Origin of the sequence: Streptosporangium sp. NPDC049248, from assembly GCF_040678965.1 — a bacterium.
Classification (GTDB): domain Bacteria; phylum Actinomycetota; class Actinomycetes; order Streptosporangiales; family Streptosporangiaceae; genus Streptosporangium; species Streptosporangium fukuiense.
This window is the reverse complement of the sequence record NZ_JBFAQY010000004.1, coordinates 115,441-127,869: the sequence shown is the minus strand read 5'-3', so window position 1 is coordinate 127,869 and position 12,429 is coordinate 115,441. Positions and strand designations below refer to the sequence as shown.

The following is a 12,429-nucleotide window of genomic DNA, read 5'->3' as shown; positions in this document are numbered from 1 at the left end:
TCGGTCTCAGCTCTCCAGCAGAACGCTCGCCTGCATGTAGTTCGCGTTGTAGCCGAGATAGCGGAAGCCCAGGTCCCGCTCGGCGAGGAACTCACGGAACGCCCTGAGCTCTCCCTCCTCGGCCTCAAGGTAGTTCCAGTACTCGTCGAACTGGATGACCGTCCCGGGCCCGAGACGGTCTCCGAGGAGGTCGAACGCGGTGCGCGTCGAGGAGTACAGATCGCAGTCGACATGGACGAAGCCGACCCGGCAGGCCAGCTCCTGCAGGGCCCTCGGGATCGACTCGTGGAACCAGCCCTCGTGCACCCGGATGTCCGGCAGGTCCAGGTGGGGCCTGGCGAACCGGTAGTCGTGCTTCCTCGCCTCACCTCCCCAGTCCTCGGGCAACCCTTCGAACGAATCGAACCCGTGCAGCGTCACGGCGAGTCCGGCTCGTGCGGCGACGGCCCTGATCTGCAGGGCGCTCTCCGCGCTGCCGAATCCGAGCTCCACCCAGCACCCCAGCGCCGGGTCCACGGCACGGATGCTGGCCTCCAGCAGGCTGGGCTGGTCGTAGAAGACCGGCACCCCGGAGAATTCCCGAGCCTCGAACTCGGCCGCCCTGATCGCGTTGGCGACCTGCCGCCGGAAGGCGGCCGAGTGCGGTACCTCCTGACCGCTGTTGCGCGGCCTGCCGTCGGTCATCCGAGCCGGTCCTCCCCCACCAGGGCCAGGGCCCTGACCAGACCTGCCGACCGGGACGCGGCAGCGATCAGCGCGGGCCAGCGCTCCAGCAGGAAACAGTAGTCGGCGAATCCGTCCGCGACCTCCGTGACATGACGGTGGACCTCGTCGAGCGCGGCCGTACCGATCGCGTTCAGCCGTGCCGCGACATCGCCATCGGTCTCCGCCGCTGCGGCCAGGTGCGCCGCGCCGAACTCCGCGGCGATGCCGGGGAGCGATGGAGCCTGCCGGGCGACCGCCTGCTGTGCCGCCGTACCGAACCGTTTCGCGTCGACCTCTCCCGGCGGGCGCCAGAAGTCCTCGGGACGCGCGGCCACCCGCGCGGCAAGCTCGCTCCAGATCCGCCAGAACAGCAGGTAACGCAGGTCCCGCACCGCATAGCGGACCGCGGCCGAGAAGTCGGAGCGCCCGCGCCGGGTCTCACCGTAGCGGTGGTGGACCTTCCGAGAGTGGAACAACACCGGGTACCCGACGGCCAGCAGCAGATTCCGCTGGATGAAGTCCGATCCCAGCATCTCGGTGAGCGGCATCTCCGGCACCGTACGGAAGATCTCCTTGACACAGGAGACGCCCATCTCCACGCTTCCGGGCCGGTCGGCGGTGACGAAATCGGAGTCGTAGGCGCGGGCCGGTTCGTCGACCAGGTACTCGCGGAGCAGCTCGTCGATCTCCCGATCGCTCAGGCCGGGTTTGATCTCACGCTCGATACGGCGCACGAACTCCGGTCCCGCCGACAGCAGGTCGCGCCGGTCCAGTGGCGGATCTCCCACGTAGGTGCTGGCGACGAAATACACCCCCGGTCCGGTCAGCGCGCGCAGTTCCAGTTCTCCAGGGAACGCGAGGACCTCCCCGCGCGGCGTCGGGTGCGTGTCGGAGTCCCGGCGCAGCAGCACCTGGGCGTCGAGTGCCACCGCGACCAACGCCGCGATGTTCGGCCCCGCGCCGTACGAGACCCCCTGGGGGATCAGGAGCCTTTCCAGCAGATCCCGATCCGCCGGTTCATCGGCCGCGGCTTCCACCAGCGCCCGTACGTAGGTTCGCCGCCCCTCCGGGGTCAGATGAAAGGCCCGTACGGACCGTTCGGCGCTGAGCCGCCCGAGCAACTCGGCATGTTCGGAGATCCAGTCGGCCGGAAACGACTCGACGAGCAGGAAGGGGATCTCCTCCCCGTACTCGCGGGAGAGGAACAGGCTCTCGTCCATATACGAGACGATGGCCTCGGGACAGCGACGGTGCGTGGGAACGTAGAGCAACCGTTTCGGCATGCCACAGCCTCACTGGGAAACTCGCGATCAGCACACTCCCGAACTGTAAGATGCCTCGACATTCCTGTCCATGCTCCGTACGTCCGAGAGATCTCCTGTGTTCGGGAGAGCCCGTACGTCTGGGGATCAGGAGAGGCCGCCGGCGACGGCCGCGGTTCCGGGTCCCTCAGCGAGGGGCGGACGGCTTCGCGCAGGACGAGCGCAGGACGAGTTGGGCGCCCACCCGGTAGGCTCGGCCTGCCCGCCCGGTCCGTACCGGAGCCGTTGACCGGTCGGCCCGTTCGATCTGCTGGAGCAGCAGGTTCATGGCGAGATCTCCGAGTTCGCCGGCCCCGTTGTCGACGACGGTGATGGGCGGCTGCCACCAGCGCAGCCAGGGGATGTCCTCGTAGCAGATCAGCGAGAGCTGCTCGGGAATGACGATGCCGGCACCGACGAGGGTGGGCAGCATGCCGAACACGGCCTCGTGGTTCGCGGCGAACAGCGCCGTCATCTCCGGGTTGCGGCGCAGCAGCCGCTCCGTCGCCTCGGCGCCGAAGGCGGAGTCGAACGGTCCGCGTTCGACGAGTGACTCGTCGACCTGATGGCCGCGTTCCCTCAGTGCCTGCTCGTAGCCGGCGAACCGCTCCAGGCCGGAGTTGGCGCTCAGCAGGCCGCCGATGAAGCCGATCCGCTCGTGACCCAGGTCGAGCAGGTGTGAGGTGGCCGCGTGGGCGCCCTCGCGGTCGGAGGCGAGCACCGACGGCGCGGCGCTCTCGGCGGCGGCGCGGATGACGTTGACGACCCCGATGCCCTCGGCGAGCAGCGCGTTGGCCATGGCCGTGTTCCTGCCCGTGCCTATCATGATCAGCCCGTCCACCCCGTGCGCGGCGAGGGTCCGGAGGAAGGACTCCTCCCGCCGCGGGTCCGCGTCGGTGATGCAGAGCATCACCTGGTAGCCCTCGGCCGCGGCGCGACGCTGCACGACCTCGGCGATGGTGTGGAAGGACGCGTTGATGAGGTTGTTCAGCACCAGTCCCACGACGTGAGACTGCTTGGAACGCAGTGCGCTGGCCGCGCGGTTGGGGCGGTAGCCCATCCGGTCCGCGACCTCCTTCACCGCCACCCGGGTCTCCGGGGCGATCAGCGGTGAGCCGCTCAGTGCGCGGGAAGCCGTGCTGCGTGACACCCCGGCCGCGGCGGCGACGTCCTTCAGCGTGATCGCCATCGTCCTTCTTTCTGGGATCGATCCCATCCGGGGGAAAATTTTGCCACAAGATCGTGAACTCTTGGTGAGGTGTCGGGAAATTTACCCAGGTTAAAAACATATTTCAGCCTTGACCTGAATCTCCCGAGTGCTGCAACCTAATGCAAGCGATCCCAAAAAATGACTACAACATTGATCTCCGGGGGTTCCATGGACCGCGACGACGTCACCTGGCACGGCTACTGGCCGGCTGCGCCCACCCCTTTCACCAGCGAAGGCGAGCTGGACGAGGACGCGTGGCGTGCGCTGCTCCGGCTCTACGCCGCCCAGGGCGTGCACGGGGTCCTGGTCAACGGGAGCACCGGCGAGTGGTTCAGCCAGAGCGTGGCCGAACGCCGCCGGGTCGCCGAGATCGCGGTGTCCGAGCTCTCCGGCAGGGTCCCGGTGATCGTCGGCGTCACGGCCTACACCGCCGCGGAGGCGATCGGGTTCGCGCGACACGCCGCCGAGGCGGGCGCGGACGGCGTGCTCGCCACGCCCCCGCCGTACGTGCACCCGGGGCCTGAGGACATCCTCGCCTTCTACCGGCAGGTCAGCTCCGCGACGGAGCTGCCGTTCATGGTCTACAACTGGCCGCGCGGGGTGGCCGTCGACATCTCCGCCCATCCCGGGCTGATGTCCGGACTGGCCGACCTGGACAACGTGGTGGCCATCAAGGACAGCACCGGTGACTGGCTGCGGATGCTCGGCACCGTGGAGGAGGTCGGCGACCGGGTTCGGGTGTTCGGCAGCTTCCTGCACCGGCGGGGCCTCGCCGTGCTGCTGGAACTGGGCGGGGACGGGAACATCGACGGCGGCGGCATGGGCGCCCCGTTCGCCGTCCCCTACTACGAGGCGGTCGCGGCGGGGGACCGCGAGGCGGCGCGCGGCTGGGTCGACCGGTACGCGGGGCTCTCCTCCCGGCTGATCAACCCCGACTACAGCGGCGTGTACGGCGCGCCCATCGCCCAGCTCAAGGCCGCCATGGCGATGCTCGGCCAGCCGGGCGGGCACGTCCGCCCGCCGCTCCTGCCGATCACGGACCCGGAGAGGCTCGACGCGATCGGCGCCGTGCTGAAGGAGTCCGGCCTGGTCGAAGCCCTTTCCGGGGACAACGCGGACACCGTCTCGGGGCGGGCCGGGCGATGACGACGGCGCAGGGCCGCACCGGCCGGCATGCCGGGCCGAGCCGGGCCCCGCAAACGGAGATCGTCGTCGACGGCGACCCGGTGCGGGCCGTCGACGGCATCAGCCTCGCCGCGGTCCTCGTCGGCGAGCGGCGGTGGAGCCTGCGGCGCAATCCGGCGGGCGGCGACCCGCGCGGCCCGTTCTGCGGGATGGGCGTGTGTTTCGAGTGCGAGGTGACCGTGGACGGCCGTCCGGGGGTCCGCGCCTGCATCACCAGGATCTATGCCGGCATGCGGGTCGAGACGGCCGCAGAGGGAGAGGCTCCGCATGACCGCTGAGCGCAGCGCGGCCACGTACGGCGAGGTCGTCGAACGGGATGTCGTGATCGTCGGCGGCGGTCCCGCGGGGCTCAGCGCCGCGGCCCGGCTCGCCTCCGCCGGCCTGGCCGTGACGATCCTCGACGAGCAGCCGGAACTGGGCGGGCAGTACTACCGGCGGCCCGCGCCCGCGGTGGCGAGGCACTGGGGCGACCACCGGCCCGAGGGCGGTCGGCTGATCGCCCAGGTGCGCGCGGCCGGCGTCGAGTGCCGTACCGGCCATCTGGTCTGGGGCGTGGACGACGACGGGCGCACGCTGCTCGCCTCCGACGACGCCGAGCATCCGGTGCGGTTGCGCGCCCGCCATCTCGTGCTGGCGACCGGCGCCTTCGAGCGGGTGTTCCCCTTCCCCGGCTGGCAGCTTCCCGGAGTGACCACCCCGGGCTTCGCCCAGCACCTGGCCGCGAGCGACCACACCACCATCGGGGACCGGGTGATCCTGGCCGGTTCGGGGCCGTTCCTGCTGCCGGTCGCCTGCTCGCTGATCGAACTCGGCGTGCGCGTGGCGGGCATCGCCGAGGCGGGCAGGCCGTACCGGCCGAGCCTGCGGGCGCTGGGCACGCTCGGCCACACCGCGCGACTGCGCGAGCTGGCCTCCTACGCCGCGCGGCTGGCCCGCGCCCGGGTGCCGATCTGGCAGGAGACCGTCGTGCTCCGCGCAGACGGCCGCGACCGGGTCTCCTCGGTGACCCTCGCCGCCGCGGCCAGGCCCACGCGTCCGGTCCGCACCGTCGAGGTGGACGCGCTCTGCGTCGGGTACGGCTTCCGTCCCCAGACCGACCTGGCCCGCATGCTGGGCTGCGAGGTGCGGATCGACGTGGCCAGCGGGGACGCGGTGCCGGTGACCGACGCGGCGGGACGCGCCTCCCGGGCCGATGTGTACGTGGTGGGCGAGGCGGCGGGAATCGGCGGGGTGCACGCGGCGAAGGCCAGAGGGCTCGCCGCCGCGCACGACATCCTGGCCCGCGAGGCCCGCGTGGCCGTACCGGTGTCCGAGGCCCGGCGGGTGGCGTCGGCCAGGCGCCGCCTGGAACGTTTCACCGCGCTGACCGACTCCCTCTACCCCGGCCCGGCGGCGCTGCTCGCCACGCTGGCGCCCGCACTGCCCGCCGACACCATGGTCTGCCGGTGCGAGGCGGTCCGCGCGGAGGAGATCCGCACCACCGCCGCGGGAAGCGCCGACGGCGACCTCAACGCCACCAAAGCCTGGACCCGCGCGGGAATGGGCCCCTGCCAGGGCCGGGAGTGCGGATTCGCGGTCGCCGGACTGGTCCGGTCCGTCATGCCCCGCCGGGGCGCGGGCGACGGTGAGTCCCGGGTGGAGGTCTTCCCCTCCCGGTTGCCGGTGCGCCCCGTCCCTCTCGCCACGCTGCTGGAGCTGGCCGGACCGGAATCGCAGAAAGGCGACGCATGAGCACGCGGACCGCGGACGCGGTGATCGTGGGAGCCGGGGTGCTCGGCGCCTCGGTGGCCAGCCACCTGGCCCGCAGCGGCCATCGGGTGCTCGTACTCGAACGCGGCGCCCCCGGCAGGGAGGGCTCGGGAACCACCGCCGGCAACCTGCACATGCAGGCAGTGCACACCAAGCGCCCCGGTCAGGCGGTACCGCTGGACAGCGCGCGGTTCCTGCCGCTGCAGCGCGCCGCGAGCGACCGGTGGGAGACGCTGGAGGAGGAGCTGGAAACCTCGGTGGAGGTCCGCCGCACCGGTGGTTTCACCATCGCCGAGACCGAGGAGCAGTACCAGGAACTGCGCGACAAGCACGGCTGGGAGGCCGCCGCCGGGATCCACACCGAGATCCTCGACGGAGACGCCGCGCGGGCCGCGCTGCCCCTGCTCGGACCGACGGTGGCCGCCGCCACCTGGTGTGACCTGGACGGCTACGCCAACCCGCTGAAGGTCACCCCCGCCTACCTGGACTCGGCGGCCAGGCACGGCGGCCGGACCGTGGCGTTCGCGCCGGTCCGGCGGATCACCCGCAACGGCGACGGCTGGCGGGTGGTCGCCGGGCGCGGCGCCGCCGAGCGGGTGGTGGACACCCCCGTGGTGGTCGACGTCGCGGGGCCCTGGCTGGGGGAGATCGCCGCCCTGGCCGGGATCACGCTGCGGATGACACCGGTGGCGATCCAGATGCACGCCACCGTGCGCTCCTCGGCCACCATGTCCCACCTGGTCCAGCACATCGGCGAGGGACTGTCGGTGAAGCAGGTCGCCGCGGGCAACCTGCTGATCGGCGGCGGCTGGCCGGCCCTGAGCATGGACCTGGCCGGCCGGAGCGACACCAGCCTGGACAGCCTGGTGGGCAACGTCGCGCTGGCGGTCCGGGTGTTGCCGTTCATCCGGGACCTGCGGCTGCTGCGGATGTGGGCCGGGCCGCTCGCGGCCACGCCCGACGAGATGCCGGTGATCGGCGAGGTACCCGGCGCCCCCGGGTTCTACGTGGCCGGAGGCACCTACGCCTTCACCTTCGCCCCGCTGTGGGGGGAGACGCTGCGCTGCCTGATCGAGGGGAAGCCGCCGCCGGTCGACGTCTCCGACCTCGGTCCCGGCCGGCTGATGGAGCGGTGGGGTCAGCAAGACAACGGCCCAGAGCAGGAAAACCACCAGGACAGAAGGAGTAAGCGGTGCTGACATCACCTCGGCTGCGGCCCACGTCGGAGCCCGAGACCCTCTGGTTGACCGGTGGGCACGTCGTGGACGTCCGATCAGGACGGATCCGCAGGAACGCCAACGTGCTCGTCGCGGCCGGCCGGATCGAGAAGATCACGGCGGACGCCCCGCCCCCGGGAGCACGGACCGTCGAGCTGGGCGGCAGGTACCTGATGCCCGGCCTGATCTCGGTGCACACCCACCTGTCGGTGCTCTACCCCTTCTCCGCCACCGACGAGACGGAGAACCCGGGGCTGACCGCGCTGCGCGCGCTGTCCCGGGCACAGGACGCCCTCGTCGCGGGGGTCACCACGATCCGCTGCGTGCACGAGCAGAACCGCGCCGACCTGCTGGTGCGCACCGCCGCGGACCAGGGCTGGGTGGCCGCGCCGCGGATCGTCGGAGCGGGCCGGGCCATCTCCACCACCGGTGGCCACGGCAAGGGCGCCGACTGCTCCTACGCCGACGGGCACGACGGCTTCCTGCGCGCGGCCAGGCAGGAACTGGACGCGGGCGCCGACCTGCTCAAGATCTTCATCACCGGTGGCATCGCCCACCAGGGCGAGTCGTTCACCGGCGCGCAGATGACCGCCGAGGAGATGCGGGCCGTGGTCCGCGCCGCCGAGGAGCACGGCAGTTACGTGACCGCGCACGCCGGCGCCGGCTCGGCGATCCGCGAGGCGCTCGCCGCCGGAGTCCGCGGCTACGAGCACGCCTACGACCTGGACGACGACACGGCCAAGCTGATGGCGGACCGGCGGGTGTTCCTCACCCCGACCCTGTGCGTCACCCGCTGCCCCGACTGGATGGCCGAGCACAGCTTCACGCCCTGGCAGATCGAGCGGGCGGTGGAGGTCGGCCCCGGCCACCTGGCCAGCATCCGGCGGGCGGTCGCGGCCGGCATCGCCGACCCGGACGACCCCGGCGCGCCGGGCATCACCATGCTCGCCGGCACCGACTACCCGCCGGGCGAGCCCATCGAGGACACCGTCGTGGCGGTCCGCGAGATGGAGTTCCTCACCGACGCGGGCCTCAGCCCCCTCCAGGCGGTACGGGCCGGCACCTCCGAGGCCGCGCGCCTGGTCGGGCTGGCCGGCCAGGCCGGTGCCGTCGAGGAGGGTTACCTCGCCGACCTGGTCGTCACCGAGCGCGATCCGCTGAGCGACGTCTCCGCGCTGCGCCGGATCCCCTTCGTCATGCAGGCCGGCCGGATCGTCCGTGACGATCTGCCGGCCGTCCCCGCCCCGCAGCAGGTCCCTGGAGGTGCCCTGTGAATTCCCCCGACACTCCGGCCGGCCGTACCCGCTTCGCCGTGGACATCGGTGGCACGTTCGTCGACGCGATCGCCTACGACGAGGAGACCGGGCAGATCCGGCTGCACAAGGCCTCGACCACTCCCGGTGCCCCCGAGCAGGGCGTCCTGGACGCGGTGGGCGGCCTCGCCACCCGGCTGGACGGGGTGGAGGCGTTCGTGCACGGCACCACGCTCGGCCTGAACGCGATCCTGCAGCGCCGCGGCGCGGACCTCGGCATCATCACCAACGAGGGCTTCAGGGACCTGCTGGAGATCGCCCGCGCCAACGTCCCCGGCCAGCACATGTACGACTTCTCCTACGCCCCGCCGCCGCCACTGGTGCCGCGCCGCCGGCGGGTCGGCGTGCCCGGCCGGATCGACGCGCAGGGCGACGTGGTGCAGGACCTGGACGAGGACGCCGTGCGCGAGGCCGGCCGGATCCTGGTCGAGGAGCAGGGACTGGCCTCACTGGCCATCTGCTTCCTGCACTCCTACGCCAACCCCGAGCACGAGCGGCGGGCCGCGCGCATCCTGCGCGAGCTCTACCCGGACGTGTCGATCTCGGTCTCCACCGACATCACCCGCGAGTACCGCGAGTACGAGCGGACCAGCACCGTCACCCTGGACGCCTACATCCGGCCGGTGCTGAGCGACTACATCGGCACCCTGGAGGCCAGGCTGACCGAGGCGGGGCTCACCCACCCGCTGCACATCATGCGCTCGGGCGGCGGTGCGATGACCGCGGAACTGGCCCGCCGCGCCCCGCTGATGACCGTGCTGTCCGGCCCCGCCGGGGGAGTGGTGGGCGCCTCCTTCCTGGCTCGCGAGCAGAACCTGCCCAAGGTGATCTCCTTCGACGTCGGCGGCACCAGCGTGGACTGCTGCGTCATCGAGGACGGCGAGCCGGGCGAGGTGCACGAGGCGGGCATCGACGGCTTCCCGCTGCTCATCCCGATCTTCGACATCCGTACCGTGGGCGCGGGCGGCGGCTCGATCGCCTGGATCGACGAGGGGCTGCTCAAGGTCGGCCCGCACAGCGCCGGCGCCGTGCCGGGGCCGGTGGCCTACGGCGCGGGCGGCACCGAGCCGACCGTCACCGACGCCTCGCTGGCACTCGGCTACCTGGACCCCGCCGCGTTCCTCGGCGGCGACATGACCATCGACGCGGACGCGGCCCGCGCCGCGATCGACGTCAAGCTGGCCGGCCCGCTCGGGGTGACCGTGCCGCAGGCCGCCGCCAGCGTGCTGCGGGTGCTGCTGGCCCGGATGGTCGGCGCGCTGCGCGAGATCACCGTGGAGCGGGCGCTGGACCCGCGCGAGTTCGCGCTGCTGGCCATCGGCGGCGCCGGACCGCTGCTCGGCCCGATGCTCGCCAGGGAGATGGGCATCGCCACCACGATCGTCCCGCAGGTGCCCGCCGCGTTCTCCGCCTTCGGCATGCTGATGTCCGACCTGGAGTACGAGTTCGCCGCCACCGTGCTGCGCTCCCTCAGCGACGACAGCCTGGCCGTCCTGGAGAGCGAGTTCGCCGACCTGGAGGCACAGGGCGACGAGGTGCTGTCCGCGCAGGGCATCAAGCCGGAGGACCGCACCCTGATCCGCAGGCTGGACATCCGCTACCACGGCCAGGAGCACAGCCTCGGCATCGACCTGCAACCCGGCGACACCGCCGCGAGCGTGCTGGCCCGGTTCAACGCCCAGCACGAGGCGCGCTACGGCCACGCGATGGCCGACACCGGGCAGATCCTCACCCTGCGGGTGCGGGCGGTGGGACGGCTGGCCAAGCCGGCGCTGCGCGAGCTGGCGCCCGCCGGACCCGGCGGGCCCGAGGCGGTCGGCGAGCGGCCCGCCTTCGACGTCGCCACCGGCGAGACCGCCGTGTTCCCGGTCTACGACCGGACCACCCTGGCGCCCGGCCACGAGGTGAGCGGCCCGGCGATCGTCGAGGAGGGCACCTCGACGACGGTGATCTTCGGTGATCAGCGGCTCACCGTCGACACCTATGGACAGCTGCTGGTGACCGGTACCGGAGGAACCCTGTGAACAGCCCTGAGCGCCTGGACGGCGCGACCGTCGAGGTGATCCGCAACTACCTGGTCTCGGTGGGCGAGCAGATGCGCCGCACCCTGGTGCGGGCGGCCTTCAACCCGGTGATCTACGAGGTGCTCGACTTCGGCATCTCGATCTACAACGCCGACCTGGACCTGACCGCCGAGGCCGCCGGGATCACCTCGTTCCTCGGGGCCAACGACCACGCCATCGTCAAGGGCGTGGAGTACGTCGGCCGGGAGAACTTCGCGCCCGGCGACGTCTACCTGCTGAACTACCCGTACTGGAGCGGCGCGCACTCCTACGACGCGATGCTCTTCGCGCCGGTCTTCCGCGACGGGCACGAGGGCCCCGCGGCCTACCTCGCGGTGCGCGCGCACTGGATGGACCTCGGTGCCAAGTCCCCGGGCTACGTCCTGGACTCCACCGACATGCACCAGGAAGGCCTCATCTTCCCCGGCACCAAGATCGTGAGTCGCGGCGAGGTGGTCCGCGACATCGTCGAGCTCATCCGGTTCAACTCCCGGCTGCCCGACCTGACCATCGGCGACTTCCACGCCCAGCTCGCCGCCCTGCGCACCGGCGAGAACCGGCTGGCGCAGGTCTGGGAGAAGTTCGGCGGCGAGACCGTCGACCAGGCCATCAGGCAGGTCATCGAGCACGGTGAGCGGGTCGCCCGCAAGGCCCTGGCCGCGCTGCCCAACGGCACCTGGACGGCCTTCGACTACTGCGACGACGACGGCATCACCGAGGACCTGATCCGGATGGAGGTCAAGGTCACCATCGACGGCGACCGGATGGAGGTCGACTTCAACGGCTCCGACGGCGCGGTGGCCGGCCCGGTCAACCTGCCGATCGGCTCCACCGAGAGCCTGGGCAAGGCCATCTTCAAGGAGCTGACCACGCCCAGGGAGCCCTCCAACGCCGGGCACTACCGGGCATTGGAGATCAAAGCCGATCCCGGCAACTTCTTCCACGCCGTCTACCCGGCCGCGACCTTCACCCAGTGGAGCGCCATCGTCGCGTTCGAACTGATCCACAAGGCGCTGGCCCAGGTGATGGACTCGATCCCGGCCTCCTCCGGTGGCGACGAGCCGGGCTTCATGGCGCTCGGCCACGACCCGCGCACCGGCGCGGACTTCGTGATCAGCAACAACGAGGGCATCGGCTGGGGCGCGCGCAAGGACCGCGACGGCGCGAACGCCCAGCAGCACCCCTCCCAGAGCGTCGTCAGGAACACCCCCGTCGAGGTGCTGGAGCACAAGTCCACCGTGTTCCACGAGCGGCTGGAGCTGATTCCCGACTCCGGCGGCGCCGGCCGGTTCCGCGGCGGCGTCGGCGTGCTCAGGCAGGTCCGCTACCTCGCCGACGGCGAGGTGCTGTCGATGAAGAAGAAGAGCAAGACCCGGCCCTGGGCGCTGGACGGCGGCCAGGAGCCCGAGCCCAGCGAGATGGTGCTGTGGCCGGACACCGACCGGGCCAAGCGGGTCGGCATGTACCGGGCCGCCATGAAGACCGGCGACCGGTTCGTGAACCGGACCGCCGGAGGCGGCGGCTACGGCGACCCTCTCGACCGCGACCCGGCCGCGGTGGTGGCCGACGTGCTCAACGGCTACGTCAGCGCCGAGGCCGCGGAGCAGTCCTATGGCGTGATCGTGGACGGCGACGGCTGGCGGCCCACGCCGGCCAGGGCCGCCCGACTCAAGAGCGAAGGGTAGA

At 71.8% G+C, this 12,429-nt stretch carries 10 protein-coding genes; 7 read left to right on the top strand and 3 right to left on the bottom strand.

The annotated features are described in order from the left end of the window. Window positions 1-6: 6 nt before the first annotated feature. The 3 genes from AB0K21_RS09840 to AB0K21_RS09830 all read right to left on the bottom strand — a co-directional run bounded on the left by AB0K21_RS09840 (window position 7) and on the right by AB0K21_RS09830 (window position 3,195). Window positions 7-684, bottom strand: a complete 678-nt coding sequence (locus AB0K21_RS09840; RefSeq protein WP_364149076.1) for a class I SAM-dependent methyltransferase — start codon at window positions 682-684, stop codon at window positions 7-9. Next, window positions 681-1,988, bottom strand: a complete 1,308-nt coding sequence (locus tag AB0K21_RS09835; protein ID WP_364149074.1) for a DUF6271 family protein — start codon at window positions 1,986-1,988, stop codon at window positions 681-683. Before AB0K21_RS09835 ends, AB0K21_RS09840 begins: the two co-directional genes overlap by 4 nt. Window positions 1,989-2,154: 166 nt before the next feature. Then, window positions 2,155-3,195 (bottom strand): LacI family DNA-binding transcriptional regulator, encoded by a 1,041-nt coding sequence (locus tag AB0K21_RS09830; RefSeq protein ID WP_343964311.1) that lies wholly within the window; start codon window positions 3,193-3,195, stop codon window positions 2,155-2,157. Between the two features lie 159 nt (window positions 3,196-3,354). Here AB0K21_RS09830 and AB0K21_RS09825 point away from each other — a divergent pair, with 159 nt between their 5' ends. From AB0K21_RS09825 to AB0K21_RS09795, 7 genes are read left to right on the top strand one after another with little or no spacing between them, the layout of a single operon-like run. Further along, entirely contained in the window at window positions 3,355-4,362 is a 1,008-nt protein-coding gene (locus AB0K21_RS09825) for a dihydrodipicolinate synthase family protein (RefSeq protein ID WP_364149071.1), read from the top strand. Then, window positions 4,359-4,679 (top strand): (2Fe-2S)-binding protein, encoded by a 321-nt coding sequence (locus tag AB0K21_RS09820; protein ID WP_364149069.1) that lies wholly within the window; start codon window positions 4,359-4,361, stop codon window positions 4,677-4,679. Before AB0K21_RS09825 ends, AB0K21_RS09820 begins: the two co-directional genes overlap by 4 nt. Next, window positions 4,669-6,132, top strand: coding sequence for an NAD(P)/FAD-dependent oxidoreductase (locus AB0K21_RS09815; RefSeq protein ID WP_364149067.1), 1,464 nt, complete (start codon window positions 4,669-4,671; stop codon window positions 6,130-6,132). Before AB0K21_RS09820 ends, AB0K21_RS09815 begins: the two co-directional genes overlap by 11 nt. Continuing rightward, on the top strand, window positions 6,129-7,349 hold the full coding sequence (locus AB0K21_RS09810; protein ID WP_364149065.1) for an FAD-binding oxidoreductase: 1,221 nt from the start codon (window positions 6,129-6,131) through the stop codon (window positions 7,347-7,349). Before AB0K21_RS09815 ends, AB0K21_RS09810 begins: the two co-directional genes overlap by 4 nt. Next, window positions 7,343-8,641 (top strand): amidohydrolase family protein, encoded by a 1,299-nt coding sequence (locus AB0K21_RS09805; RefSeq protein ID WP_343964323.1) that lies wholly within the window; start codon window positions 7,343-7,345, stop codon window positions 8,639-8,641. The genes AB0K21_RS09810 and AB0K21_RS09805 overlap by 7 nt, the downstream gene beginning before the upstream one ends. After that, a complete protein-coding gene (locus tag AB0K21_RS09800; protein ID WP_343964325.1) occupies window positions 8,638-10,704 on the top strand; it encodes a hydantoinase/oxoprolinase family protein in 2,067 nt (688 codons plus the stop codon). The genes AB0K21_RS09805 and AB0K21_RS09800 overlap by 4 nt, the downstream gene beginning before the upstream one ends. After that, on the top strand, window positions 10,701-12,428 hold the full coding sequence (locus tag AB0K21_RS09795) for a hydantoinase B/oxoprolinase family protein (protein ID WP_364149063.1): 1,728 nt from the start codon (window positions 10,701-10,703) through the stop codon (window positions 12,426-12,428). The genes AB0K21_RS09800 and AB0K21_RS09795 overlap by 4 nt, the downstream gene beginning before the upstream one ends. Window position 12,429 lies beyond the last annotated feature (1 nt).

Bases quoted from the DNA above. Each gene is read 5' to 3' on its own strand.
- AB0K21_RS09840 (WP_364149076.1), bottom strand. From the start codon at position 684: ATGACCGACGGCAGGCCGCGCAACAGCGGTCAGGAGGTACCGCACTCG.
- AB0K21_RS09835 (WP_364149074.1), bottom strand. From the start codon at position 1,988: ATGCCGAAACGGTTGCTCTACGTTCCCACGCACCGTCGCTGTCCCGAG.
- AB0K21_RS09830 (WP_343964311.1), bottom strand. From the start codon at position 3,195: ATGGCGATCACGCTGAAGGACGTCGCCGCCGCGGCCGGGGTGTCACGC.
- AB0K21_RS09825 (WP_364149071.1), top strand. From the start codon at position 3,355: ATGACTACAACATTGATCTCCGGGGGTTCCATGGACCGCGACGACGTC.
- AB0K21_RS09820 (WP_364149069.1), top strand. From the start codon at position 4,359: ATGACGACGGCGCAGGGCCGCACCGGCCGGCATGCCGGGCCGAGCCGG.
- AB0K21_RS09815 (WP_364149067.1), top strand. From the start codon at position 4,669: ATGACCGCTGAGCGCAGCGCGGCCACGTACGGCGAGGTCGTCGAACGG.
- AB0K21_RS09810 (WP_364149065.1), top strand. From the start codon at position 6,129: ATGAGCACGCGGACCGCGGACGCGGTGATCGTGGGAGCCGGGGTGCTC.